Source organism: Rhodopseudomonas palustris HaA2 (genome assembly GCF_000013365.1).
Lineage (GTDB): Bacteria > Pseudomonadota > Alphaproteobacteria > Rhizobiales > Xanthobacteraceae > Rhodopseudomonas > Rhodopseudomonas palustris_J.
This window is the reverse complement of record NC_007778.1, coordinates 212,222-237,144: the sequence shown is the minus strand read 5'-3', so window position 1 is coordinate 237,144 and position 24,923 is coordinate 212,222. Positions and strand designations below refer to the sequence as shown.

General features: G+C 63.4%; 20 protein-coding genes. 10 read left to right on the top strand and 10 right to left on the bottom strand.

What is annotated here, in order from left to right; all coding sequences use genetic code 11:
* Positions 1 to 91: 91 nt before the first annotated feature.
* The 8 genes from RPB_RS23735 to poxB all read right to left on the bottom strand — a co-directional run bounded on the left by RPB_RS23735 (position 92) and on the right by poxB (position 10,934).
* The gene (locus RPB_RS23735; RefSeq protein ID WP_245258290.1) at positions 92 to 901 is read right to left on the bottom strand and encodes a helix-turn-helix domain-containing protein; all 810 of its coding nucleotides are present in this window, start codon (positions 899 to 901) and stop codon (positions 92 to 94) included.
* A 155-nt stretch (positions 902 to 1,056) separates the two neighbouring features.
* Entirely contained in the window at positions 1,057 to 1,365 is a 309-nt protein-coding gene (locus RPB_RS01045) for a UBP-type zinc finger domain-containing protein (RefSeq protein ID WP_011439110.1), read from the bottom strand.
* A gap of 34 nt (positions 1,366 to 1,399) precedes the next feature.
* A complete protein-coding gene (locus RPB_RS01040; RefSeq protein WP_011439109.1) occupies positions 1,400 to 2,983 on the bottom strand; it encodes an MFS transporter in 1,584 nt (527 codons plus the stop codon).
* Positions 2,961 to 4,076 (bottom strand): HlyD family secretion protein, encoded by a 1,116-nt coding sequence (locus RPB_RS01035; protein ID WP_011439108.1) that lies wholly within the window; start codon positions 4,074 to 4,076, stop codon positions 2,961 to 2,963. Before RPB_RS01035 ends, RPB_RS01040 begins: the two co-directional genes overlap by 23 nt.
* A 19-nt stretch (positions 4,077 to 4,095) precedes the next feature.
* Complete coding sequence (locus RPB_RS01030) at positions 4,096 to 5,121, bottom strand: cytochrome d ubiquinol oxidase subunit II (protein WP_011439107.1); 1,026 nt, start codon at positions 5,119 to 5,121, stop codon at positions 4,096 to 4,098.
* Positions 5,118 to 6,515: a cytochrome ubiquinol oxidase subunit I gene (locus RPB_RS01025; protein WP_011439106.1), complete on the bottom strand. Its 1,398-nt coding sequence runs from the start codon at positions 6,513 to 6,515 to the stop codon at positions 5,118 to 5,120. Before RPB_RS01025 ends, RPB_RS01030 begins: the two co-directional genes overlap by 4 nt.
* A gap of 15 nt (positions 6,516 to 6,530) precedes the next feature.
* Positions 6,531 to 8,924, bottom strand: a complete 2,394-nt coding sequence (locus tag RPB_RS01020; RefSeq protein WP_011439105.1) for an FdhF/YdeP family oxidoreductase — start codon at positions 8,922 to 8,924, stop codon at positions 6,531 to 6,533.
* 279 nt (positions 8,925 to 9,203) lie between these two features.
* Positions 9,204 to 10,934 carry a ubiquinone-dependent pyruvate dehydrogenase gene (poxB, locus tag RPB_RS01015; RefSeq protein ID WP_011439104.1) on the bottom strand — a complete coding sequence of 577 codons (1,731 nt, stop codon included), beginning with the start codon at positions 10,932 to 10,934 and terminating at the stop codon, positions 9,204 to 9,206.
* Positions 10,935 to 11,296: 362 nt separating this feature from the next.
* On the opposite strand from poxB, the gene crcB reads away from it, so the two are divergent.
* The 6 genes from crcB (at position 11,297) to RPB_RS00990 (ending at position 15,794) form a co-directional block, all read left to right on the top strand.
* The gene (gene crcB / locus RPB_RS01010; RefSeq protein ID WP_041798490.1) at positions 11,297 to 11,698 is read left to right on the top strand and encodes a fluoride efflux transporter CrcB; all 402 of its coding nucleotides are present in this window, start codon (positions 11,297 to 11,299) and stop codon (positions 11,696 to 11,698) included.
* Positions 11,699 to 11,705: 7 nt separating this feature from the next.
* Entirely contained in the window at positions 11,706 to 12,149 is a 444-nt protein-coding gene (locus RPB_RS01005; protein WP_041797844.1) for a CrcB family protein, read from the top strand.
* Between the two features lie 234 nt (positions 12,150 to 12,383).
* A complete protein-coding gene (locus RPB_RS01000; protein WP_011439101.1) occupies positions 12,384 to 13,520 on the top strand; it encodes an oxalate decarboxylase family bicupin in 1,137 nt (378 codons plus the stop codon).
* Between the two features lie 153 nt (positions 13,521 to 13,673).
* Positions 13,674 to 14,399 (top strand): YoaK family protein, encoded by a 726-nt coding sequence (locus tag RPB_RS00995; RefSeq protein WP_011439100.1) that lies wholly within the window; start codon positions 13,674 to 13,676, stop codon positions 14,397 to 14,399.
* A gap of 62 nt (positions 14,400 to 14,461) precedes the next feature.
* Complete coding sequence (locus RPB_RS24445) at positions 14,462 to 14,725, top strand: hypothetical protein (protein WP_157038761.1); 264 nt, start codon at positions 14,462 to 14,464, stop codon at positions 14,723 to 14,725.
* Between the two features lie 79 nt (positions 14,726 to 14,804).
* The gene (locus RPB_RS00990; protein WP_011439098.1) at positions 14,805 to 15,794 is read left to right on the top strand and encodes an RNA polymerase factor sigma-32; all 990 of its coding nucleotides are present in this window, start codon (positions 14,805 to 14,807) and stop codon (positions 15,792 to 15,794) included.
* A 367-nt stretch (positions 15,795 to 16,161) separates the two neighbouring features.
* On the opposite strand, the gene RPB_RS25000 is transcribed toward RPB_RS00990, so the two are convergent.
* Positions 16,162 to 16,671: a DUF3551 domain-containing protein gene (locus RPB_RS25000; protein ID WP_245258289.1), complete on the bottom strand. Its 510-nt coding sequence runs from the start codon at positions 16,669 to 16,671 to the stop codon at positions 16,162 to 16,164.
* Positions 16,672 to 16,744: 73 nt separating this feature from the next.
* Here RPB_RS25000 and RPB_RS00980 point away from each other — a divergent pair, with 73 nt between their 5' ends.
* Positions 16,745 to 17,266, top strand: coding sequence for a Dps family protein (locus RPB_RS00980; protein WP_011439096.1), 522 nt, complete (start codon positions 16,745 to 16,747; stop codon positions 17,264 to 17,266).
* 106 nt (positions 17,267 to 17,372) lie between these two features.
* Complete coding sequence (locus tag RPB_RS00975) at positions 17,373 to 18,215, top strand: alpha/beta fold hydrolase (protein ID WP_011439095.1); 843 nt, start codon at positions 17,373 to 17,375, stop codon at positions 18,213 to 18,215.
* A gap of 536 nt (positions 18,216 to 18,751) precedes the next feature.
* Here the strand turns inward: RPB_RS00975 and RPB_RS23730 are convergent.
* Positions 18,752 to 19,672 (bottom strand): helix-turn-helix domain-containing protein, encoded by a 921-nt coding sequence (locus RPB_RS23730; RefSeq protein ID WP_245258288.1) that lies wholly within the window; start codon positions 19,670 to 19,672, stop codon positions 18,752 to 18,754.
* 792 nt (positions 19,673 to 20,464) lie between these two features.
* Between RPB_RS23730 and RPB_RS00965 the strand changes: the two genes are divergently transcribed.
* Both RPB_RS00965 and RPB_RS00960 read left to right on the top strand, forming a co-directional pair.
* Entirely contained in the window at positions 20,465 to 22,531 is a 2,067-nt protein-coding gene (locus RPB_RS00965) for a methyl-accepting chemotaxis protein (RefSeq protein ID WP_011439093.1), read from the top strand.
* 128 nt (positions 22,532 to 22,659) lie between these two features.
* Positions 22,660 to 24,891, top strand: coding sequence for a putative bifunctional diguanylate cyclase/phosphodiesterase (locus RPB_RS00960; RefSeq protein ID WP_011439092.1), 2,232 nt, complete (start codon positions 22,660 to 22,662; stop codon positions 24,889 to 24,891).
* Positions 24,892 to 24,923 lie beyond the last annotated feature (32 nt).

The window sequence follows — 24,923 nt, the reverse complement described above, 5'->3', positions numbered from 1 at the left end:
CCGGACCGCGAAGACCATCGTGCCGGGTATGATTCGATCGGACCGGGAATGCCGTCGCGCTACCAAAGTCCGCACGGGAGCGCGTGAGGAGTCAGTCGTGTGGCCGCATCGTCTGTCGCCACTTCGCCGGGGTGTGGCCCGTGATCCTCTTGAACACGGTGGTGAAGTGCGCCTGGGTCTGGAATCCGACCTGCATGGCGACCTGGACGATCGGCAGATCGCCCGTCTGCAGCAGCTCCTGCGCCGCGGCGATGCGCCGCTTCAGCAGATATTCATGAGGCCGCAGCCCGGTCGCGCGCAGGAACAGTGCGGCGAAATGCATCCGGCTCAACCGCGCCGCCGCCGCCATGTCGGCCAGCGTCACCTTCTCCGCGAGATGCTCGGAGACATAATTGGCGACCAGCTTCAGCCGCCACTTCGGCAACACCGCGCCGCCGGTCGGCTTCCGGTCCTCGATTAGCGCGGCCGGCGGCTGCATGCTCAGCTTCCGCACGGCCGTGACGACGCGGATCGCATCGGCGTAGAGGTCGGCGAATTCCGACGAATCGCACTCGGCGGCCGCCAATGCTTCCGACAGCCGGATCACTAATGGGTCGTCATCCGTACAGGGCGGATCACCCGGGCCCGGACGGCCTTCACTCCGATCGCGGAAATTCAGCACCGTCTCGCCGCCGCTCGCGGCCGGCGGCCGCAAGCCGCTCACGATTCCGGGCGTCGCACCACCTTCGGCGGTGAGGGCCCGAATCAACGCGGCCATTTTCTTCAAATCGAAATTCGATCGCTCGCGGTTCCGCAAGTGCCCGGACCAGACCTCGTCCGGCTGCTGACATCGCCCCATCGAACTCGCGGAAGATACGCCGGCCGCATGGCGCGCACAGACTCGTTCGCCGGCGATCTGCAAGGAATGTGACGACATCAGTGCGCTCCCCAACTCGACGTCGACGCACCGAGAAGCGCGACGTTGCTTCTCTCATATGTGGAGTTGGACCGAGCCGAGGATTATACTTGGGTATGCGCGCTATGGCCGACGTGATCTCGATCCGTCGGCCTGCCGATTCAGTAGTAGCGCGGGATCGGCCCGTTGTGTGGCGTCATCCGGTCCGAGAGATCGAACATCACTTGGTCGACATAACACCAGCCCCAGCCCTCCGGCGGATCGTAGCCTTCGATGATTGGATGCTGGGTGGCGTGAAAATGCCGGGTGGCATGCTTGTGTGGCGACTCGTCGCAACACCCGACATGACCGCAGGTCCGACAGATCCGCAGATGCACCCAGATGCTGCCGATCTTCAGGCATTCCTCGCAACCGAGTGCGCTGGGGGTGACGTCGCGAATTCCCGCGATATGCGTACAACCTTTCGACATGAAACCTCCTCTGGTGGTGAGAGCGGCAGGTGGCTCAACCGCCTTTCGGGGTGAATGGTCCGGGCGGCGCGGCGCGGATGCAGGCCGCACACAGCAGCGCGGCGACGCCGAACCAGGCCGCGAGCCAGAACCCATCGATGAACGACAGCGTATTCGCCTCGCGCTGGACGATCTGCGCCAGTGTCGTGATCGCCCGCGACTGCGCCTCGCCCGAGCCGGCGCCGTCGAAATGCCGAGTGAGGTCGGACAGGACGCCGCTGACGAGCGGATCGCCCTTGGCGACATGCAGCCCCAGCAGGTTGGAATACGATTGTTCGCGCACCCTCAGCCATGTCGTCATCAGCGACACGCTGAGTTCGGCGCCACCGAGCCGGGCGACCTGAATATAGGCCGCGAACGCTGTGGCGCGCTGCGGATCGGAATTGGACAGCGTGATGATCACGATCGGCAGTAGCGTGAAAGCCTGGCCGAAGGATTGCAGCAGCACCATCGGGACGAAATCGCCGAGCGCCCAGGCGTGGGTGAGCCGGGTGCCGAGCAGGCCGGCCGCACAGAACGCCGCCAGCCCGGCGATCAGCACCAGCCGGACATCGATCCGGCGGATCAGCCAGACCGACAGCGGCACCCACAGCAGCATCGGCAGCACCGCATAGACCAGAAACAATTGCCCCGATTGCTCCGGCCGCAATCCCGCAACGCTCGCCAGGAAATCCGGCGCGAGCAGCGAGTTCGACAGACTGGTCAGCGAGAACAGCAGGATGATCAGCAGCGCGAAGCCGATATTGCGCGAGAACAGCACATTGGCATGCGCCCAGGGCTGGGCGACGACGCGCTCATTGACGAAGAAGCCTGCGACCAGCGCGGCGCCGCAGCCGAGGCAAGCCACCACTGTTCCCGAACCCAGCCAGTCCAGCCGGTTGCCCTGATCCAGCCCTGCAAAGATCAGCGCCATGCCGGAGCCCAGCAGCAGCATGCCGCCCCAATCGGCCTGCTTCACCAGCGGCGCATTCACCGGTTCGGCCGGCGTCCCGAGATAGACGAACAGGCCGAGCAGCGGCGCGATCAGCGCGTCCTGCCAATACAGCCATTGCCAGCCGATCTGATCGACATAGAACCCGACCACCGAGATGCCGAAATTCAGGCTGAAGCCGACGCGGATCGCGTAGATCGAAATCGCCGGAAGCCACCAGCGCAACGGCAGATTGCGAAAGATGATCAGCAGCGTCGCCGGAACGAAGATGCCGAGCAGAAGACCGTGGACGACGCTCAGCGCCATCATCAGCTCATAGCTGTGCACCAGCGGGATCAGCAGCGACACGACCGCATAGGCCAGACTGGGAAGGCCGAGCACACGGCGCAGGCCGAACGCAGTCGCCATCCAGGCGACCGCCGGCGCAATGAAGATCTGCGACGCGGTGGCGGCGGTGCTCAGCCAGGCGCCCTGATCGAAGCTCAGCGACTGCGCGCCCCGCAGATCCGGCAGCGCGATCGCGAACAGCCGGCTGTCGAAATTCGACAGGAACGAGCCCAGCAGCACCGCGCCGACCGCGAACAGCGGCCGCGGACCGATGCCGCCGGTCGAGACCGGGCCGCTTTCAACGATGTGCGCTGTCGACATGATCTCCGACCGGACCGTCATCGGCATGGATTCGGGTGGTGACCGACATGCCCGGCAGCAACCGCTCCAGCAGCGGCTGGCCGGGCGCGAACTGGATCCGGACCGGGATCCGCTGCACCACCTTGGTGAAATTGCCGGTGGCATTGTCGGGCGGCAGCAGAGCGAATTGCGAACCGCTGGCCGGCGAAATCCGCTCGACCTCGCCCTTCAGCGTCTGGCCGGAGAACGTGTCCGCCACGATGGTCACGCGTTGTCCGGGCCGAACCCGACGCAGCTGAGTCTCCTTGTAGTTGGCGATGACGTAGACCCGCGGTAGCGGCACCACGTTGATCAGATTGCTGCCGGTGTTGACGTAGTCGCCGGGCTGCACCTGCCGCTCGCTGGCGACGCCGTCGAACGGCGCGACGATTCTGGTGTAGCCGAGGCGCAATTTCGCGGCATCGAGGGTGGCCTTCGCGCCGTGCAACGTGGCGGTCAATTGCTGTCGTGTGCCGGCCAGCACGGCCATTTGCTGGCGTTGTGCCGCCACCACCGCGATGGCGGCTCTGACATCGGCTTTGGCCTTGGCATAGGCGGCGACCGCCTGCTGGAATTTCTGTACGGTGCCGGCTTCGGTCCGTACCAGCGCCTGCTGGCGCTGGTCTTCCTGCTGCGCCTCCACTTCGAGCGCCTGCGCCGACACGCTTTGCGCCTCGGCCTGCTCGATCGTGGCGTTCTGCAGGTCGATCTGGTTGGCGAGATTGTCGAGCGCGGCCTCGGCGCCGGCCACCGCCGCCTCCGCCTGCTCGACCTGCGCGATGTAATCGGCCGGATCGATCTGGATCAGCAGATCACCTGCCTTGACGCGCTGGAAGTCGTCGACCGCGACCGTCTTGACCGCGCCCGCAACGCGGCTGCTCAACTGCGTGATCTGGGCGCGGACATAGGCGTCGTCGGTGGTCTGCACCGCACGGCTGCCGATCCAGGCATCCCACCGCAGCGTCGCCACGATGGTGAACGCAACCGCCGCACTGACGGCGAGCAACGGAATCGCCAGACGGCGCCAGGCACCCGATTGTGACGCCGATCCGGCCTGACCTCGATCATCGGACAAGTGATTTCCCCCGTGATCGTCAGTTCTGGCGAAGATCTGGCGCGGGCCTGGTCTTGCCCCGGAACAGCCAATAGCCGTAGCCGATATAGGCCAGGATGATCGGCATCACGATCACCAGCGCGCCGGCGACGATCAGTTGGGTCCGGTGCATCGAGGACGCCTGCCAGATCGTCATCGACCCGGGCACCGCCTCCGGCCAAACGCTGGCGCCCAGCCCTGCGAGCGACGCCATGAAAAGCAACAACGACAGCGCCAGCGGCGCCCATTCGCGTTCGCTCCAGCGCGTCAGCCAGACTCCAAGCCAGGCCGCCACGGCCACGATCGGCATCGGTGCCAGCCACACGAAGTCCGGCCAGGCAAACCAGCGGTCGGCGATCTGCGGCTTCACGAACGGCGTCCACACACTGATCAGCAGAATCGCGGCGCCGACGCACAGCAGCGTCGGCAGCACCAGTTCGCGGGCGAACATCTGTGTGGCGCCGCCGGTCTTCCAGATCAGCCAGCAAGCGCCCAGCAGACCATATCCGGCAACCACGCCGAGCCCGGTCGCGATCGAAAACAGCCCGAGCCAGTCGAACGGGCCGCCCGCAAAGGCGCCGTCCACCACGGCGATATAGCGCCCGACGAAGGCGCCGAGGATGGCGCCCTGGCAGAACGCCGCGATGAAGGACCCGACCGCGAAGGTGGTCGACCAAGCAATTTCGAACGGACCGCCCTGCGAGCGGAACTCGAACGCGATGCCGCGGATCACCAGGCCGAACAGCATCAAGCACAGCGGCACATAGAAGGCCGGCAGCAGGATCGCGAAGGCCAGCGGAAATCCGGCCAGCAGCACCATGCCGCCGAGCACCAGCCAGGTCTCGTTGCCGTCCCAGAACGGCTCGAGCGTCGCCATCATCAGATCGCGGTCGGACGAGCGCGGCGCGAATGGAAACAGGATGCCGACGCCGAGATCGACGCCGTCGAGCACGACGTAGAGGCCGATCACGACAGCCGCGCCGACGGCGAAGAACACCGCAAAATCAAAGCCTGACAGCATGCTCATCGTGCACCTTCGGTGGTTCGAGAACCCTGTCCGAGCGCGGCCGCGACGGTCGCCATCGGCACGGCGGGATGGGTGGGGACGCCGCTCATCGGGCCGCGCAAGGCCAACCGGCCCGCATACCAGAAGAAACCGAGCAGCAGCAGGTTGTAGAGCACCAGAGCCACCGCGAGCGAACTGGCAACGGCGCCGCCGGCGATCGGCGACACCGCTTCGGAGGTGCGGAAATGTCCGTAGATCACATAAGGCTGCCGCCCGACTTCCGTCACCACCCAGCCCGCCAGCGTCGCGATGAAGCCGAGCGGAATGCACCCCATGCAGACGACTTGATACCAGCGCGCGGTGTAGAGTCGCCCGCGCCAGCGCAGATACAGACCGGCGAACGCGACCAAGAGCAGCAGCAGGCCGCAACCGACCATGATCCGGAAAGCGAAGAACACCGGCGCCACGGGTGGCCGCTCCGAAGCCGGCACTTCCTTCAGACCCTTGACTTCACCGTCGAGCGAATGCGTCAGGATCAGGCTGCCCAGGATGGGAATCTCGAGCGCATAGTCGTTGCGTTCGTTCTTCTCGTCGGGCCAGGCGATGACATTGATCGGGACCCCCCGCGCCGTATCCCAGCGCGCCTCGATCGCGGCCAGCTTCATCGGCTGATATTTGCGCGTATTCAATCCATGCTGGTCGCCGATCAGCATTTGCGCCGGGACCAGCACCGCCATCAATCCGAGGCAAATCGAGAATGCCTTGCGGGCCGCCGGCTGATCCGCGGGACGGCCGCGCCAGATCCAGAACGCCGACACGCCCACCACCACGAAGCCGCCGGTGATGAAACTGGCCGTCAGCATATGCGCCAGCCGATACGGCATCGACGGGTTGAACACCACGCCCCAGAAATCCGTGGCCACGAAGCGGCCATCGGCCGTGGTGGTGAAAGCTGTCGGCGTCTGCATCCAGGAATTCGCCGAGATGATCCAGAACGCGGAAATCACCGTGCCGATCGCAACGATCAGGCAGGCGGTGAAATGCAGCTTCTCGCCGACCTTCTGTTCGCCATACAGCATGACGCCGATGAAGCCGGCTTCGAGGAAGAACGCCGTGAGAACCTCCAGCACGAACAACGGACCGATGACGTCCGCGGTCGCCCGCGCATAGCCGGACCAGTTCAGCCCGAGCTGATACGAAATCACCACGCCGGTGACCACGCCCATGCCGAAAGCGAGCGCGAACACCTTGGTCCAGAACCGCACTAGGTGTCGATACACCGGATCGTGGGTGCGCAACCACAGCGCGCTCAGCACCACGATGAACCAGGCGATGCCGATGGTGAAGGCCGGCCACAGAATGTGATAGCCAATCGTGAAGGCGAACTGCAGCCGGGAGAGAAGGAGCTGGTCCATCTGTGATCCTGTCGTTCAATCGATGAGGGAGACGGGCGACGGCCCCGTTGCGGTCTCGACGCCCGGTTCGCGGCCGACGATTCCGTCACGCCCCACCGCGCGGTCAGCGGCGAGCGGCGCCCGCGCGGCCGTGACTTTCACCGGGATCGATTTGTAGGACGGCGTCAGGCACTCCGGATCGCGGAATTCGAGCGCCACCAGTGGCTGGATCTCGGGATAGTAGGAGGCGCAGCAGCCGTCCGGCAGATTGTAGCTCACCAGGGTCAGCGCCTGCACCACGCGGTCCGGCCGCGCGTAGTCCAGCGCGGTGGCGACATCGACCACGTCGCCTTCCGCAAAACCGAGCCGCGCCAGGTCCTTGGGATTGAGGAACAGCACGTCGCGGCGGCCGAACACGCCACGGTAGCGGTCGTTCAGACCATAGATCGTGGTGTTGTACTGATCGTGCGCGCGCAGCGACGTCATCCGCAGCACATCGCGGTCGGTACTTGTCTCGTCTTCTTCGAGGCCCGCGAAGATCGCGAAATTGGCCTTGCCGGTCGGCGTGTTCCAGATCCGCATCGCCGCCGAATTCGGCAGCTGAAATCCACCCGGCTTTCGGATGCGGTCGTTGTAAGCCTCGAAATCCGGAAACACTTCTTCGATGGCGTCGCGGATCAGATCGTAATTGCCGGCCAGCGCATCCCAATCCACCCTGGACTTGCTTCTGAGCGTCGCCTTGGCGATGCCGGCCAGGATCGCAACCTCGGACCGCACCTGATCGCTCGGCGGGGTCAGGAAGCCGCGCGAGGCATGCACCATCGACATCGAGTCCTCGACGGTGAGCGCCTGGCGGCCCGAAGCCTGGATGTCGCTGTCGGTGCGGCCGAGCACCGGGAACAGATAGGTCGTCTTGCTGGTCAACAGGTGCGTGCGGTTGAGCTTGGTGGCGAGGTGCACGGCGAGATCGAGGCGGCGAAATCCCTTGAAGCAGGCCTGCGGGTCCGATGCCGCCATCGCCAGATTGCCGCCGAGGCAGATCACCGCCTTGGCGCGGCCGTCGCGCATCGCCGCGATACTGTCGACCACCGAATGGCCGAATGCCCGAGGCGGCTCGAAGCCGAACACGTCGCGCAGCCGGTCGAGAAACGCCTCCGAGGGGCGCTCGGTGATGCCGACGGTGCGATCGCCCTGCACGTTGGAATGGCCGCGCAACGGACAAATCCCGGCGCCGGGTTTGCCGATATTGCCCTTGAGCAGCAGCAGATTGGCGATCTGCTGCACATTCGCAGTGCCGGTGACGTGTTGGGTGATCCCCATGCCGTAACACACGATGGTGGCGTTCGACGCCGCATAGTCGGCCGCGATCCGCTCCATGTCGGCGCGCGGCAATCCGCTGGCCCGCTCGATGGCGGACCAGCTGCAGCCTTCGAGATCGTCGACCAGGGCATCGAAGCCTGCGGTGTGGCCAACAATGAAAGTGTGGTCGAGCAAGGGCGCAAGATCCGCGGCGCGCGCCACCTTGTCGGCGGCGACCAGCGCCTTGCAGATGCCTTTCAGGGCTGCGGCATCACCGCCGACCTTGACCTGGAAGTAGCAGGAAGCGATCGGCGTCGACGATGTCGTCGCCATTTCGAGCGGTGCCTGCGGCGCCTCGAAGCGCTCCAGCGCCCGCTCCTTCAGCGGATTGAGCACGATGATCTTGACGCCGCGCCGCGAGGCATTGCGCAACGGCGTCATCATCCGCGGATGATTGGTCCCGGGGTTGTGGCCCATCGAGATGATCAGCTCGGCCTTGTCGAAATCGTCGAGCGTGACCGTGCCCTTGCCGATGCCGATCGAGCGCGGTAACCCGACCGAGGTCGGCTCGTGGCACATGTTCGAGCAATCCGGAAAGTTGTTGGTGCCGAACTGGCGGCCGAACAACTGGAACAGGAAGGCCGCCTCGTTCGACGCCCGTCCGGACGTATAGAGCTCGAGCTGGTTGGGATCGTCGAGCGCATCGAGCTTGGCGGCGATGTCGTCGAACGCGACCTGCCAGTCGACCGGCTCGTATTTGTCGGTCTGCGCATCGTAGCGCATCGGATGGGTCAACCGCCCCTGATCCTCGAGCCAGTAGTCCGAGCACTCCCACAGCGACGTCACCGTATGCTGCGCAAAGAAGTCCGGGCCGACCCGCTTCGGCGTCGACTCCCAGGTCACGGCCTTGGCCCCGTTCTCGCAGAACTCGAACGCGGAGGTGTGCTTCGGATCGGGCCAGGCGCAGCCGGGACAATCGAAACCTTCCGGCTGATTCTGCTTCAACAGAGTTGGAATGCCCTCGACGACGAGCTGTTGATCCTTGAGCGCGACGGCGAGTGCCTTCAGCGCGCCCCATCCGCCAGCGGGATCTTCGTACGCTCGGATGCCGTCCGGCCGCTGCTTCGCCACGATCCACCCTCTTCAAAAGCCAATCCGTCCCGATTGTCTCAAGATAAGGTGGAGCCGTTGCCTGCCTTTCCGATTCGCACTGGCGAAACTATCGAGAGGCGCCCATTCGATGATTCTCGCCTTCCGATGGAAGGCGTGATCATCGCATGACCGACGAAACGGCGCGTGGCGCGAGACGCGCTTCGCGTCCCCTTACCGGCAGGTAGTGCCTGTGGTGAGCCTCCAAGAACGCCATCATGAGATCGACGCCGTTCCGCAAGTCGGCCGGCGCCAAACGCTCTACCGGGGCAGCAGGTTCTGCTTCGCGAGATCAATCACTTCGTCACCGCGGCCGCTCATCACCGCGCGGAGCAGCCAGAGACTGAAGCCCTTGACCTGTTCGGCGCCGATGGTGGGCGGCATCGACAGCTCCTGGGTCGCGGTGACGACGTCGAGCACGGCTGGGCCATCATGAGCCAGCACGTCGGCCACCGCCGCCGGCAGATCGCCGGGATCCTCAACCCGCACGCCATGGATGCCCATCGCACGCGCCATGGCGGCGAAATCGGGATTCTGTAGATCGGTGCCCAACTCGACAAATCCCGCCGCCTTCATCTCGAGCGCCACGAAGCCGAGTACGCCATTGTTGAAAATGACGACCTTGACCGGCAATTTCATCTGCGTGAGCGTGATGAGGTCTCCCATCAGCATGGTGAAGCCACCATCCCCCGACAGCGAGATCACCTGCCGGCTCGGCTGGGCGGCCTGCACGCCGATGGCATGCGGCAGCGCGTTGGCCATCGAACCGTGCACCAGAGAGCCGACCAGACGCCGGCTTCCGTTCATTTTCAGATAGCGGGCGGCCCAGATCGTCGGTGTTCCGACGTCGAAGCTGAACACCGCATCGTCGGCGGCGCCGTCGCTGATCAGCTTGGCGAGATACTGCGGATGGATCGGCTTGCGGCCGGGCGTGCCCTTCGCCAGATCGTCGAGGCCCTGCCGGGATGCGACGTAGCGTGCCACGCTGTGATCGAGGTGCCCGCGGTCGGTCTTGGTCGTCAATTTCGGCAGCAAGGCCTCGATGGTTTCGTGGACACCGCCGACCAGGCCAAGCGCGAGCTTGCAACGGCGACCGAGATTCTCGGCGCGAATGTCGACCTGCGCGATTCGCGCGCCGGTCGGCAGGAACTGCTTGTAGGGAAAGTCGGTGCCGAGCATCAACAGCACATCGCAGGCATGCATCGCCTCGTAGCCCGACGCGTAGCCGATGAAGCCGGTCATCCCGACGTCGTAGGGATTGTCGTATTCGACGTGTTCCTTGCCGCCCAGCGCGTGGACGATCGGGCTCTTCAGAGCTTCGGCCAGCGCCATCAACGGCGCGTGGGCACCTGCACAGCCGCGGCCGCAGAACAGCGTGACCCGCCCGGCGCCGTTCAGCAGCGCCGCCAGCGCGTCGAGCTGCGGCTCGGCCGGCGTCACGATCGGCGTCGGCGGCAGCAGGCCGGCAACGGGCGTCACCCCACGTGTCGAAGCCTCGCGCAGCGCCACATCGCCAGGAATCACGACGACGGCGACACCCCGCTGACCGACCGCGGCCCGGATCGCGTTTTCGAGGACGTAGTCGAACTGATGCGGATCGGACACCAGCTCGCAATAGACGCTGCATTCGCGAAACAGATTCTGCGGGTGCGTTTCCTGGAAGTAGCCGCCGCCGATCTCCGCCGATGGAATCTGCGCCGCGATGGCCAGCACCGGAGTCCGGGTCCGCTGTGCATCATACAGGCCATTGATCAGATGCAGGTTTCCCGGACCGCAGGATCCGGCGCAAACCGCGAGCTTGCCGGTGATCTGCGATTCCCCGGCGGCCGCGAAAGCAGCGACTTCTTCGTGGCGAACGTGCACCCATTCGATGCTGCCGTGCTGGCGCAACGCTTCCGTCAGTCCGTTGAGGCTGTCTCCGACCACGCCGAAGATCCGCTCGACGCCGGCTTGATGCAGGGTTTCGACAATTCGATCAGCAACATTGGACATCCGCTCTGCTCCTTGTTGGCCGGCCAAGACGTGACGGCGATTCGACACGATCGACGCCTGCAGACCGACGGCATCGATATGTCGCGCAGATCGGACCGTTGCGATAGCGCTGCTTGCTGAACCGCACGCCGATCGAACATCGGGGAGGTGGAGAGCGCGCGTCGATTTCCCAAGTGGATTTTTTCGCGGCGCCCGCATTCAGCTCGACCCGCCCCGGCCGGACCGGCCAAGCCCCGCAGCCTCAGCCGCTCGCGTCCGGACGTGCGATTTCGCAAGACCGGCGCGGATCGGCGGTCCAATTGCGTCATCGACCCCCGATGAGACCGCGATTCCGCAATGACAGATATTTGGAGATACGGACCGTGATGCTCGATACCTGCCTTCTTGTCGGTCTGGGCGGAGCCGTCGGCGGCGCCTCTCGCTTCGTGGTCTCGGATATCGTGGGGCAGAGGTGGGGGACGACGTTCCCGTGGGGCACGCTCGTCGTCAATGTCACCGGCGCCCTGCTCATCGGCATCGTGGTCGGCCTGGCTCGCATCGACGCCGGCGCATTCAACAGCCCGAGACTGCACGATCTGATCATCACGGGATTGCTGGGCGGATACACTACGGTCTCTTCGTTCAGTCTTCAGACCGTCAATCTTGTTCTGGATCGGCGAGCCGGGCTTGCGACGCTGAATGTCGTCGCATCGACCACATTGTGTCTGACCGCGGTCGCGTTCGGCTATTTCGGCACCATCTGGGCCGCTCGCCATGGCGCTTGAGCAACCCATGCCGACGTCACGGATCGTCCTCTGCACCGCCGTGGCACTCGGAAGCGCGGTCGGCGCTCTGTCTCGCTTCGGCTCGGCGTCTATCATCGCGGATCTGTGGGGCGCTGGCGATCTGGTCGCAACCGCGTTCGTCAACATCGTCGGGTCATTCGTCATTGCATTGTATGCGACGCTCACGGCGACGCGCGGGGCTTTTCCGATGAGCGAGAGCTCTCGTCAGTTCGTGATGGCGGGCTTTTGCGGCGGGTACACGACGCGGTCACTGATGGGGTTGGATACATTCATGATCATTCTCGACCATCATGCATTCTACGGCGTCGCCTATGTGACCGGCGTCGTCGCCATGTCGCTGCTCGCCGCCGCCTCCGGATATGGACTCGGTCGAATGTTCGATCCGCGCAGCGACTCCAGAACCATGGAAGAATGCCGCGCGCTGTCATAGCGCTCGCTGGTGAAATGCGTGCTCGGCGACCGTCGTTTTCGCAAAGGACGCCGCCTCGACGCCGATCCGGTTCCGCCGATCGTTCGAAAGCAGAACGCGTTCGGATTCGGCGTGCGAACCGAGAAGCGCAGCCCCGTGCATCGATATCACTTGGACCACACGAAGGTTCAGACGACGGCAGCTCGAACGGGCGCGATGGCACCCTGGACCGATCAACTGCAACGGAGAGATACAATGCCGATCACCACCGATTTCCAGCCGGTTCGCGGCGCGTACGGCGCGAGCGATCCCGGGCCGCGCAATCTGGCGCTCGATCTGCAGAACCCCGACATTTTCATTCCGCCGCCCACCGACAATGGGTCGCTTCCCAACCTGAAATTCTCGTTCGGCATGGCGCATAACCGGCTCGAGGCCGGAGGCTGGGCGCGCGAGGTGACGGTCCGAGAACTGCCGGCCGCAAAGGGCATGGCCGGAGTCGACATGCGCCTTGGTCCCGGCGTGGTCCGCGAGTTGCACTGGCACAAGGAAGCCGAATGGGGCTACGTGCTCGACGGTCGCTGCCGCGTCACCGTCGTCGACCCCGACCGCGGGGTCTATGTCGACGACCTTCAGGCCGGCGATATCTGGCTGTTCCCCTCCGGCATACCGCATTCGATCCAGGCCCTGGAAGAGGGTTGCGAATTCCTGCTGGTGTTCGACGACGGCAATTTCTCCGAGAACGAGACCCTGCTGGTGACGGAGTTGATGGCGCATATGCCGATCGACGTGGTCGCCAAGAATTTCGGCATTCCGCAGCAGCATTTCGCCAATCTCCCGCCGAAGGAGAAGTACATCTTCCCGCTTCCCGTCCCGCCGCCGCTCGACGAGGTTCTCGCCAAACTGCCGCCGAAGCGGCCCGCGATGCCGTTCACGGTCCATCGTGGTGACTTCACGCCGACGCAATGGGATGGCGGCAAGACCACGATAATCGATGTCCGGAACTTTCCGGTAACCAACATGGCGGCGCTGATCATCGATCTGGAGCCGGGCGCATTGCGCGAAATCCACTGGCATCCCGACGCGGACGAATGGCAATACTACATTCAGGGCGAAGCGCGGATGACCGTGTTCGACGCCACCTCGAAGGCGCGGACGTTCAACTATCGCGCCGGCGACGTCGGCTACGTGCCGAAGACTCTCGCGCACTACATCGAGAATATCGGCACGACCCCGGTCCGGGTGCTGAACGTCTTCAACAAGCCGCTGTTCAAGGACGTCCCGCTGAATCAGTGGCTGGCTTTGACTCCGCCCGACCTGGTCCGGGGCCATCTCGGTCTCGATGACGTGGCCATGGCGGCGCTCGATCGGAATCCACGCTCAGTCGTGCGTTGATCGAGCCGGTGTCTTGCGCGCGGCAACGAATCGCGCGCAAGCCCCCTTTGCCGGCTTGTTGTCCGTCCATTCGAGAACCGCGAATGCACTGGGCAGCGAAAACCGCCTCGCTTCTTGACTTGCGTGACAGACGGAACGGAGCAAGTGATCGCCATGCGGGTCGACGACACCGACGGTCATGTCCCCGCGCTCGGGATCCGATCACAGTCGCGGTCGGAGCTGCACCTCGCCCTCGCGCTTCTGATGACCTCCGTGGCTGGATTCCTCGACGCCGTCGGGTTCACGCACCTGGCAGGTCTGTACGTTTCGTTCATGAGTGGAAATAGTACGCGTCTTGGAATTGCCATCGCTCAGGGCGATCGGCAGATCTTTCTCCCTGTCGCCCTGGTCATCTTCAGCTTTGTATTTGGCGCCTTCCTCGGCACCCTCATCAGCGAGATCGTCGAGCGGTTCAAATGCGCCGCGATCCTCGCTATCGAGATCGGACTGTTGGTATCGGCGATCGTGCTGACCCGCTATGTCGAGGGCTATCTCGGCCTTCTGCCGGTCTGTGCTGCGATGGGCATGCAGAACGCAGCCCACGAGACCGTCGCTGGCGTGGAGATCGGCAAGAGCTTCGTCACCGGGTTTCTGTTCGGTCTCGGAAAAGCGCTGGCGCAGCTCGTTCATGGCGGTGGGAGCCGGCCCCAAGCACTCGTCTATGGGGCCAGTTGGGTCAGCTTTCTGGGCGGTGTCACCTTGGGATGCCTGGCGCTCGCGCAGTTCGGGCTTTCGATCGCACTGTGCACCGCCTGCACAGTGCTGGCTGGGCTCGCGATTGGAGCTGTCCTCGATCAGCGACGACCACTTGAGCCAGCCCCCCGTTCGTTGCCCGGATAGACGGCGACTGCCGCTCACCGTTGCTCCGCAAACAGGACCGCGCAACGCGCGGGATCATCTCGGTGACATCGACCACAACCGACGCGTCGATATCCCGACGATCACCAGCCGTACTTCGGCTCCCCGAAACAGCCGCCCTGCTGCCCGCCGGGCTGCCGCGTTCGGTCATCGTGGTGTCGACCATAGTGCCCGTCTTGTCTGCTTCGTCGTTGATTTGGACGTTCGCCGCATGGCGTCCTGATCAGGTCACGTCGTCCGCCGCGATCGCCGACAAACGCTACGAGGTGGCCGCCTGCTACGGCATTTGTTCTCTGCCCTCGTCATAACACCTAGATTTAATGTTCAGCCGAAATTCATCTCTCTACATTTGTTCGCAGAGTTCAGCATCGGCATTGGAGCCCACCCATGACCTCGGCATTTTCTTCGTCGTCCCTCGCCCCGGCACACTCCGACGCTGCGGTTTTCGATGAGAAGAGCTACATGAGGGCGATCGGCCGCTATCCGGTCCTGGAGCCGGATGAAGAAGCTCGGTTGTGGCAGCGATGGCTGCAGCATCGCGACAAAGCGGCGGCTGACGCGCTGATCACCAGCCACCTCCGGCTCGCCGCGAAACTGGCTCGCGACTTCCGACGCTATGGCTTTCCGCTGGGGGATCTGATCGCCGAAGCGAATCTCGGACTGATGATGGCGCTCGACCGGTTCGACCCCGAACGCGGCGCGCGGTTCTCGACCTGCGCGGTGTGGTGGATCCGGTCAGCGATCTACGATCACATCATCCGATCGTGGTCGCTGGTGCGGATCGGCCGGACGCCTGCGCAGAAGAAGTTGTTCTTCCGGCTTCGCGGCGAGATCCGCCGGCTCCAGCCCGATCACCACGGCACGCTCACCAAGGAATTGGCCGAACAGATTTCAGCGACGCTCGACGTTCCGCTTCGCGAAGTCATCGAGATGGAGCAGCGCCTGTCCGGCGACCGGTCCTTGAACACGCCGTTGTCTGATCTCGACGAGAGCGGCGAGTGGCAGGATCTGATTGCCGACGACGCGCCGAACGCCGAGGCGGTCCTCGCCGGCCACGACGAACTCGACCATCAACGCCGCGCGTTGCAGGACGCGCTGGTTCAGCTCGATGCCCGCGAACGCTACATCTTTTCGGCCAGACATTTGGGCGAGCGTCCCGCCAGCTTCGAGACGATCGGTCAGTCGCTCTCGATCTCGGCGGAACGGGTGCGGCAGATCGAGGCCCGCGCATTCGCCAAGGTCGCGAACTCTGCCCGCCGAACGTGCGGGACGGCGCGGCCGGCCGCACGTGTCACCAGCAACCGAAAGACGACCGCTCTGACCGCTCCGCCCAACTGGATCGGCCACAACGCAGCCGCGGTCCACGCCTCGGTCTGAGCGTCCAGGCCGGTGCGACCCGGCCGGGCGATGCAGGCGCCGCCGCACACGCTTCCCTCTATTTTGATGTTCGTAACCTTCAGTATTCATCGCGGATGGTGCCACCCTGCGCTCCTGATCGCGCGATGGTCGCGACCGGGGAGCCTGACCCAGATTGCTGTCAAGGCCATTGGATGCTGCTGTTAGCAACCGCCATGCCGGCCTTGTGACCGGCATCCCCGGCTTGCAGCAACCCGCGCTTTCAGCCGGACTCTGTGGTCATGCGACCGCCACCGTCCGACGCGGCGCCGGAATTCACCGCACCAGCACGACACCGCCGGAGGCGGTCAATCGCCTCCGGCGGTGTCGTTGACGCCGAACGATTGGCTTACTGCGCCGCAGCCTTGTTGGCCTTGGCCTTGCCGAATTTCAGCTTGGGATTGATGGTGCACTCACCGCCGGTGCCCGACACGCTCGCCCGGCATTCCCGCAGCGTCGTGAATTCGCATTGCAGGGAATCGCTGATGCCGTCGTCGATGCACCATTTGTACGGCTTCGCCGATGCGGCACTCGCCGCCAACGTGCTGACGGCAAGGACCGTGACCAACCAGATTCTGTTCTTCATCTCTTCCTCACAGTGTTTGGCAACCATTTGCCGCGCAGCAGAGATTTGGGCCTGATCCGGCCTCACGCTTTTCCGAAATCCACTGCGGCATTCGAAATAGAACGACCGCGGCGGCCGGCGCGCGCTGCCGCTCGGGAGCGCGCGCCGTTCAGGGTCGACAGATTCAAGAACAGTGCAAATTCGGAAACCGTGTGCGGTCGCCCGTCCCAGTTTCACGGCTGTCAGGGCAACGCAACCGCCGTCTGACGACAGATCGACGACGATGTCTTCCACCAGCGCCGCTCCCAAACGCGGACGTCGCGCGGCAACCCGGCCCGACCTGACCGCAACACGAAGGATCCCCACAATGTCACTTCCTCTCGTCCGCCCCGAACTGGAGGGCCCGACTGATCTATCCAGCGACGCCACCCGAGATATCGCCCCGGCACTCCGCGCCATGCTGGCAGACGTGTTCGCGGTGTATCTGAAGACCAAGAATTTCCACTGGCACATGTCCGGCCCGCACTTCCGGGACTACCATCTGCTGCTGGACGAGCAGTCCGATCAGATCTTCGCGATGACCGATCAGATCGCCGAGCGCGCCCGCAAGATTGGCGGCACCAGCCTGCGCTCGATCGGGCACATCGCCCGCACCCAGCGGATTCTCGACAACGACGCCGACTACGTCGATCCGCAGGACATGCTGTCCGAACTGTGCAGCGACAACCAGCAGCTGACCAGGGAACTGCGACGTCTGCACGACCTCTGCGACGAATATGGTGACGTCGCCACCGCCAGCCTGATCGAGAACTGGATCGACGAGTCCGAGCGGCGCATCTGGTTTCTCTACGAAGCCGTGCGACGCGGGCACAATTCGCAAGGACGTTGAGACGCAGCGCCGGCGATCCGGGCGACCCGCCGGCATTGCCAGAGGCGCAGTCCTCCCGGTCGCGCAACCGACCCACCTCCCCCGAACATCACAAGGAGACTACCCAATGAGCAGCGGATTCGTCACGATCAAGGACGGCGTCGAGATCTTCTACAAGGACTGGGGCCCCCGGGAGGCCCAGCCGATCGTGTTTCACCACGGCTGGCCACTGTCGTCCGACGACTGGGATGCGCAGATGCTGTTCTTTCTGTCGCAAGGTTACCGCGTCGTCGCCCATGACCGGCGTGGCCACGGACGCTCGTCGCAGGTCGATGTCGGCCACGACATGGATCACTATGCGGCCGACGCTTTCGTTGTCATGGAACATCTCGATCTCAAGAACGCCGTCCATATCGGCCATTCGACCGGCGGCGGCGAAGTGGCGCGGTATGTCGCCAAATTCGGCCAGCCCAGCGGCCGGGTCGCGAAAGCCGTCCTCGTCAGCGCCGTGCCGCCGCTGATGCTGAAGACCGAGAACAACCCGGGCGGCCTGCCGATCGAAGTCTTCGACGGCTTCCGCAAGGCGCTCGCCGACAACCGCGCGCAATTTTATCTCGATGTCGCCGGCGGCCCGTTCTACGGCTACAATCGGGCGGGCGCTCAGTCGTCGCCCGGCGTGGTCAATAATTGGTGGCGTCAGGGCATGGTGGGCAGCGCGAAGGCGCACTACGACGGCATCAAAGCTTTCTCCGAGACCGACCAGACCGACGACCTCAAGGCGATCACGGTCCCGACCCTGGTGCTCCACGGCGAGGACGATCAGATCGTCCCGATCGACGACGCGGGGCGGCTTTCGGTCAAGCTGCTCAAGAACGGCAAGCTGAAAACCTATCCGGGCTATCCGCACGGCATGCTGACCACGCACCCCGACGTGCTCAATGCCGACCTGCTCGCTTTCATTAAATCGTAACGCAGGCAAGTTTCGAAGTGGCGGAGCCCTCGCCCCGCCACTTCTCTTGAATGAGGCATACGCGACGCTCGTGATCCTGCAATTGTTGCTTCGGTCAAGGCGCGCGCACGCACCCCGCCGCCGCGCCCCTGACGTCCGCTTCTGACCCATTGCGGACCTACTATGCGAGGTCCGCTCTATCGTAGCTACGAGGCACTCCTGTCTGAGAGTGACGACTCGGACGCGACCGCCAGCGGCACAACTGACTAGACCAGCGGCGTGCAGCGGGCGCTAACAAATAGTCGCGCATTGCGGTCGCGGCCGGTCCAACGGTCGTGAGGCCATCATGTTGGGGACGACGATATTCTTGCTGTCGGCGCCGACCTCCCCAATGGCCTTGGCCACGAAACGCTAGAAGTGGTCTCACCGTGGAAGCGAAATTCCGACTTCATCGCGATAGCCGCAATCGCAGTCACCAAAGTGACGGAATAGGCCCACTCCTCGAAGGAGTATCAAGAGGAGTGTATCCGAGCCATGAAACCGCAATGCGAGCGGGATCAGCTTCGAAACCGGCGATAAGCCAGTGGCGTGCAACCCGTCGTCTTCCGAAACGCTGAAACGAAATGACTCGGTTCACTGAAACCCAGCATGTTCGATATCTTGCCAACCGGGCACGCTGTCGTTGATAGCAGCGTCTTCGCCCACTCGATCCTCATCCCGCGATGATACCGAATTGGAGGCAAACCGTATTTCTTCTTGAAGGCGCGGACAAAGGAGAATGCCGACATGTCGACGGACGCCGCAAGCATCCCGAGATCGATGGAATCACCGATGTGATCCCGCATCAGCTGCAGCGCTCTGTCCAGATTGGGATCCAGACCGGGAGATCGAACCGCGATGCTGGTGCAGTAGCGTGCTGTCGAATAGTGGGAAACGACCCTTCCAGCCATCAAGATGGCCGCTTCTTCGGCGAAGGCGCGGTTGGTCGGCCTGGGATCATTCATGTTTTCGACGACTTCTCTGCCGAGCGCGACCAGGAGCGGGTCGTTCGTGCCCAGCATCGGATCTTCCAGTTCGATATCGATCGAATGAGAATGGATCGCCGAGCCGATCGCGCGCGCCGTCTCCTCCGCGAAGAATACTTTCAGGAATTTGACGGGACCACTCGCCGAAACGCTGGCCGATAGTGCGGCGTTGGCGGGCGCGACGCGAAATCGTCCGCTCTGAAGCGGGCCGGTTCTTATGGTTGTTTCACCGCGGAGTAGGGTCATGTCGTCCACAGGCGTCAACACCATCGATAGTTCGCAGAAGGCCCTGGTGGAGAGAGACATCTCCCTCTGAATGACGCCCGGCCAATCGATCGACCAGTATCCCGCCTCGATCTTCCTTTGACCCCATGACCTGATCGCGGAGCGGGGGGGCCTCCCGACCTCTTCGCTTGCACGGTCCACCGCAGACACCCTCTTCGGTTCGGCCAATGCAGTTCTCCAGCTTCGACACGAATCGGCGACTCGGACATTATTAGCTCCCGACGTCGTCATGGTGATTGCCCCTGATCAATCCGGATCAGGCCCGATTTCCCAGCGCGAACCGGGAACCGCCTCGCTTCTTCGGGCGCCGGACGACCTAATGTGCGAACTATAATCGTTCGCACCCCGACGGGATCCAAATTGTTCTCGCGGCGGCTGATGTACGGTGGTGATCGACACGCTTGCTGCAGAACTGCCAACCCGACATCGACGACATCATCCCAAGCGATGACTATCCTGGTGTTCCGGTCGGAACGAATAACTGCCGGATCAAGCCGCGGCTGGCGGCATGGAGATGGTAGCAAGTGCCGCGACCCCTGCCTTGCAATAGCGGCGTACCGCCACCGGGTTCAATCGTCGTCAGATCGAAAATGCTGAAAATATCGCAATAGATGCACCTGACGACGCAAATCGACCTGTGCCAGCAATGCACGGCAATTAGAATTAGGAAGAATACAAATAATACGCGCCAATCTCCCGATCGAACAGTTTGATTCGAAATGATTCTCTCACGATGGCGCTTGGCAGCCTGAGCAGGGCCCGATCGATAGTTCGACTACTCGGATGGACGACGAGCCCGATTCTCGATCTCCCCCAGTGCGAACTTCCCTTCGTCCCCATGCACGAGGTCCTCGGGCCATACTGCTCGATGAGGTGTTCCGCTTGTCGTCGTCGCGACGACCGGGATGGCGATCACCTCTGAATGAATAGACACCAAACGCTATCAACCGGAACCCTGAGATGACCAGCAGAACCACGCGCAACGGCGAGCCGCGATCGCCTGGATTGTTCGACGTCTTTACCAACAGGAGAATCGGCACCAAGGTCGCGATCGGATTTGTTCTGGTCCAGGTCCTGATGGTTGTTCTCGCCGTCCTGAATTACTCCTCCTTCGAACATGTCAGGCAGGCCTTCGTGGCGCTCGACCAGCGGGTTCAGGTCGTGGGCATTGTCCGCGACGTCGATCGCGGCTTCACCGCCTTTCGTCGGTTCGTGCGCGAATACAGCCTCACCGGTGACGAGGCGCTGATCAGCGAAGCAGAGAGCCGCCAGAACGCTCTGCGGCAGAGCATCGCGCAGGGCCTGAAGGAGATCCACGATCCGTCTCGCCTGGCCAAGATGAGGGAGATCAGTCAGGCGTTCGACGCCTACACCACGTCCTTCGCCGACGTGTTCCGAATGCGTCGCGACCAGAGCAAGCTGATCCGTGAGGTGCTGGATCCCACCGGTCAGCAGGCACGACTTAAGCTTGAGCAACTTCAAGCAGCGATTACTGCCAACGATGGCGGGGAGACCACTTCGCTCCTCGTCGCTGAGGCGGTGAAGCAACTGCTGCTGCTGAGGCTCGATGTGAATAAGGTGCTCGGTCGTCACGACCAAGCCGCCGCGGACGCCGCGGAGAAGGCCTTAGCCGACCTCAAGACAGCGATGTCGGCGCTAAAGACTGCGATCGGTTCATCGGCCGGCCGCAAGCAAATCGGCGAGATCGAGGTCGACATCAAGAACTACGCGAATGCTTATCAGAAGGCGTCGCGCGTTGCCCACGAGATCGAAGTGCTGGTCAATGGCACGATGCCGAAAGCCGCGACGGCGATCGCAGGCGATGCGGCGAACATCAAGCAGTCCGGAATTGCCGACCAGCAGAAGATCGCCAAGGACACCGAAGCATTGCTCGGCGACACCAAGAGTCAGATCCTGATCATCACGGCCGGCGTGCTGGTCGTGGGCATGTTGCTCGCATGGCTGATCGGCCGTGCGATCTCGCGGCCCATCGTTCAGATGTCGGGCGCGATGAAGGAACTGGCCGGCGGCAATCTGAATGTCGAGGTGGTCGGCTCCGGGCGGCTGGACGAGATCGGTCTTATGGCGTGCACCGTCGAGGTCTTCAAGAACAATGCACTCGAAGTGATCCGGCTGAGGGAAGAGCAAGAGGAAGCCGAGCGCCGTTCCGCGGCTCAACACAAGGCCGAGATGCAGCAGCTTGCCGACGAATTCGAAGGCGCCGTCGGTGAGATCATCCAGACCGTGACTTCGGCCTCTACGGAGCTCGAGGCTTCGGCCGGCACACTCACGACGACCGCCGATCGCTCCCAGGAGCTGGCCACGTCGGTGGCGGCGGCGTCGGAGCAGGCCTCGGCCAACGTGCAGTCGGTGGCGTCCGCGACCGAGGAGATGGCGTCGTCGATCTCCGAGATCAGCCGCCAGGTGCAGACTTCGGCGCGGATCGCGGGTGAGGCTGTCGATCAAGCCCGCAAAACCAACGACCGCATCGGTCATCTTGCCGACGCAGCGAACCGAATTGGCGACGTTGTCGAGTTGATCAATACGATCGCTGGCCAGACCAATCTGCTGGCGCTCAACGCCACGATCGAGGCGGCCCGCGCCGGCGACGCCGGTCGCGGCTTCGCGGTCGTGGCACAGGAGGTCAAGGCGCTCGCCGAGCAGACAGCCAAGGCAACCGGCGAAATCAGCCAGCAGATTTCCGGAATGCAGGCCGCGACCCAGGATTCGGTCGGGGCCATCCGTGAAATCGGCGGCACCATCGAACGGATGTCGGAGATCGCCTCGACGATTGCCTCCGCCGTGGAAGAACAAGGTGCGGCCACGCAGGAGATCTCCCGCAACGTGCAGCAGGCCGCGCAAGGTACCCAGCAAGTTTCGTCGAACATCTGCGATGTTCAGCGGGGCGCCACTGAGACCGGTTCGGCGTCGAGCCAAGTGCTGGCGGCGGCGCAATCGCTGTCGCGGGACAGCAACCGGCTCAAGGACGAGGTCACCCGTTTCGTGGAGACGGTGCGGGCGGCGTGAGGAGATTTCGGAGCGGCGTCGATGCGTTTGTCGACCGTCGTCGGATATTTGATAAGCCGAGGTGTCGAGATGTCGCTAGATAGCCGCTCAAACTGCCGCACTCTCATCGCGTGTACTGGAACGCGGCCATGATCTCAGCCCCGCTTCCGGACAACGAGCAGGCGCGGCTCACCGCGCTGCGCCGATATGATATTCTTGATACCCCGTCGGAGGATTGTTTCGACATATTCCCTCGGCTGGTCGTCCGGGCGATCGGCGTCCCCTCGGCCGTGATCAGCTTTGTCGACAGCGAGCGTCAATGGTTCAAGGCCCGGATCAACGTCACCGACCAACAGACACCGCGCGATATAGCGTTCTGCGCGCACGCGATCCTTCGTGATCGCCCGCTCGTGGTTGCGGATGCGACGATCGATCCGCGATTCCACGACAACCCGCTGGTAACCGCATCAGGCGGCGTGCGGTTCTACGCAGGTGCCCCGATACGAACCGCGGAGGGCTTTGCCATCGGCGTGCTCTGTGCGATCGACAAGGTCCCCCGCCTCCTTGGAAAAGCGCAACTGGAAACGCTCCGAGAGCTGGCATCGTTGGTCGCCGACCAACTCGATTTGCGACTGGCGAATCGACGTCTCGCCCGCGAAGTCGCCGAACGCGAACGCACCGAGAACCATCTGCGGTCGATGAGCCGAACGCTGGAGCTGTCGAACCTGCGCCTGGATGCGGCGCTCAACAACTTCCTCCATGGGCTGTGCATGTTCGATGGCGACCGCAAGGTGGTGGTGTCGAATGCACGCTTCGCCGGAATCTACTCTCTCAGACCCGACGAAATCCGGTGCGGCGTTTCTTTGAGCGCGATCCAGTCGGCGTGCCGAGAACGCGGGACGTTCGTGGAAAGCTGGTCGGAACGCAGGCTTGGTCGATGTTCGGACGACATCTCCGAAGTGAGTTCGCTGCAAGACGGGCGGACGATCCTGGTGCGCTGTCAACCGGTCGCAGGTGGCGGCTGGATGACCGTGCACGAGGACATCACAGAGCGCTATCGCAGCGAACAGCAAATCGCCCATATGGCCCGCCACGATCTGCTGACCGGCCTGCTCAATCGCGGAGCCTTCCACGAAAGGATGGATGAGGCCTGTGCACGCCTGCGCCGCTGGGGTGAGACCTTCTCGGTCATCATGCTGGACCTGGACCGCTTCAAGCTCGTCAACGATTCGCTCGGACATCCGGCGGGGGATGCCCTGCTACGCGCGGTGGTCTCGCGGCTGAAGGCGTGCATTCGCGAAACGGATGTTCTGGCGCGGCTCGGTGGGGACGAATTCGCCGTGCTGCAGACAAGGACGAAAGACTCGTACAACGAGGCGGTGGCCTTCGCGGACCGGATCGTCAATTGCCTGATCGATCCGATCGAGATCGACGGGCATCAGCTCGTCATCAGCACCAGCGCGGGAATCGCGCTGGCCCCCCAACACGGCACGGATTCCGACGAGTTGATCAAAAATGCCGACCTCGCGCTCTATCGAGCCAAGGCGGCTGGCCGCAACGGATACGTCACCTTCGAAACCGCGATGAAGGACCGTGCCAATGCGCGCCAGCAACTGGAAGGAGAATTGCGACAAGCCATTCTGAATCGAGAGTTCGATTTGTACTATCAGCCACAGGTCGAAGCCAGGTCCGGGAGAGTGATCGGCGCGGAGGCGCTGCTACGCTGGCGCCACCCGAGGCGAGGCTTCGTGCCGCCGTCCGAGTTCATTCCGGTCGCGGAGGAAACCGGCCTGATCGAAAAGCTCGGCGAATGGGTCCTAAAGGAGGCTGCCGCCGAGGCCATTCGCTGGCCGGCCCCCATCAAGCTCGCGATCAATCTCTCTCCGGTCCAGTTGAGTCGCGGCAACTTGACCGACACTGTGACGCAAGCTCTGCGACTTTCGGGGCTGCCTCCAGAGCGCTTGGAGGTGGAGATCACGGAAAACGTGTTTCTAGAGGACGAAGTCAACAACCTCGCCGTCATTAGACAGCTGCGGTCCCTCGGGGTATCCGTGGCCCTGGACGACTTTGGGACAGGATATTCGTCGCTCAGCTATTTAACGAGATTTCCGTTCGATCAAATCAAAATCGACAAATTTTTCAGCATGAATCTGATCGAGCGAAGCGACTGCGCCACAATCGTCTCCTCGGTGATAACTCTGGCGCGAGGCTTGGGGATCTCCACCGTCGCCGAAGGCGTCGAAACAGTGCGTCAGTTCGAACTGCTGCGGGAGGCGGGCGTCGACTACTTCCAGGGATATCTGTTCGGTCACCCAGTTCCGGCTTCGGCGCTCAATTTCGGTGCCGCTCACGACATCACGCGCATCACGGAGGTCGCCTGACAATGATTCGATGTTTGCCGTTGCATGGACTG

Excerpts from the sequence above, each read along its gene's own strand:
- RPB_RS01000 (WP_011439101.1), top strand. The coding sequence starts at position 12,384 with ATGCCGATCACCACCGATTTCCAGCCGGTTCGCGGCGCGTACGGCGCG.
- RPB_RS01025 (WP_011439106.1), bottom strand. The coding sequence starts at position 6,515 with ATGGACCAGCTCCTTCTCTCCCGGCTGCAGTTCGCCTTCACGATTGGC.
- RPB_RS00965 (WP_011439093.1), top strand. The coding sequence starts at position 20,465 with ATGACCAGCAGAACCACGCGCAACGGCGAGCCGCGATCGCCTGGATTG.
- RPB_RS00960 (WP_011439092.1), top strand. The coding sequence starts at position 22,660 with ATGATCTCAGCCCCGCTTCCGGACAACGAGCAGGCGCGGCTCACCGCG.
- RPB_RS00980 (WP_011439096.1), top strand. The coding sequence starts at position 16,745 with ATGTCACTTCCTCTCGTCCGCCCCGAACTGGAGGGCCCGACTGATCTA.
- poxB (WP_011439104.1), bottom strand. The coding sequence starts at position 10,934 with ATGTCCAATGTTGCTGATCGAATTGTCGAAACCCTGCATCAAGCCGGC.
- RPB_RS00990 (WP_011439098.1), top strand. The coding sequence starts at position 14,805 with ATGACCTCGGCATTTTCTTCGTCGTCCCTCGCCCCGGCACACTCCGAC.
- RPB_RS01030 (WP_011439107.1), bottom strand. The coding sequence starts at position 5,121 with ATGAGCATGCTGTCAGGCTTTGATTTTGCGGTGTTCTTCGCCGTCGGC.
- RPB_RS00995 (WP_011439100.1), top strand. The coding sequence starts at position 13,674 with ATGCGGGTCGACGACACCGACGGTCATGTCCCCGCGCTCGGGATCCGA.
- RPB_RS01045 (WP_011439110.1), bottom strand. The coding sequence starts at position 1,365 with ATGTCGAAAGGTTGTACGCATATCGCGGGAATTCGCGACGTCACCCCC.
- RPB_RS01040 (WP_011439109.1), bottom strand. The coding sequence starts at position 2,983 with ATGTCGACAGCGCACATCGTTGAAAGCGGCCCGGTCTCGACCGGCGGC.
- RPB_RS00975 (WP_011439095.1), top strand. The coding sequence starts at position 17,373 with ATGAGCAGCGGATTCGTCACGATCAAGGACGGCGTCGAGATCTTCTAC.
- RPB_RS01005 (WP_041797844.1), top strand. The coding sequence starts at position 11,706 with ATGCCGACGTCACGGATCGTCCTCTGCACCGCCGTGGCACTCGGAAGC.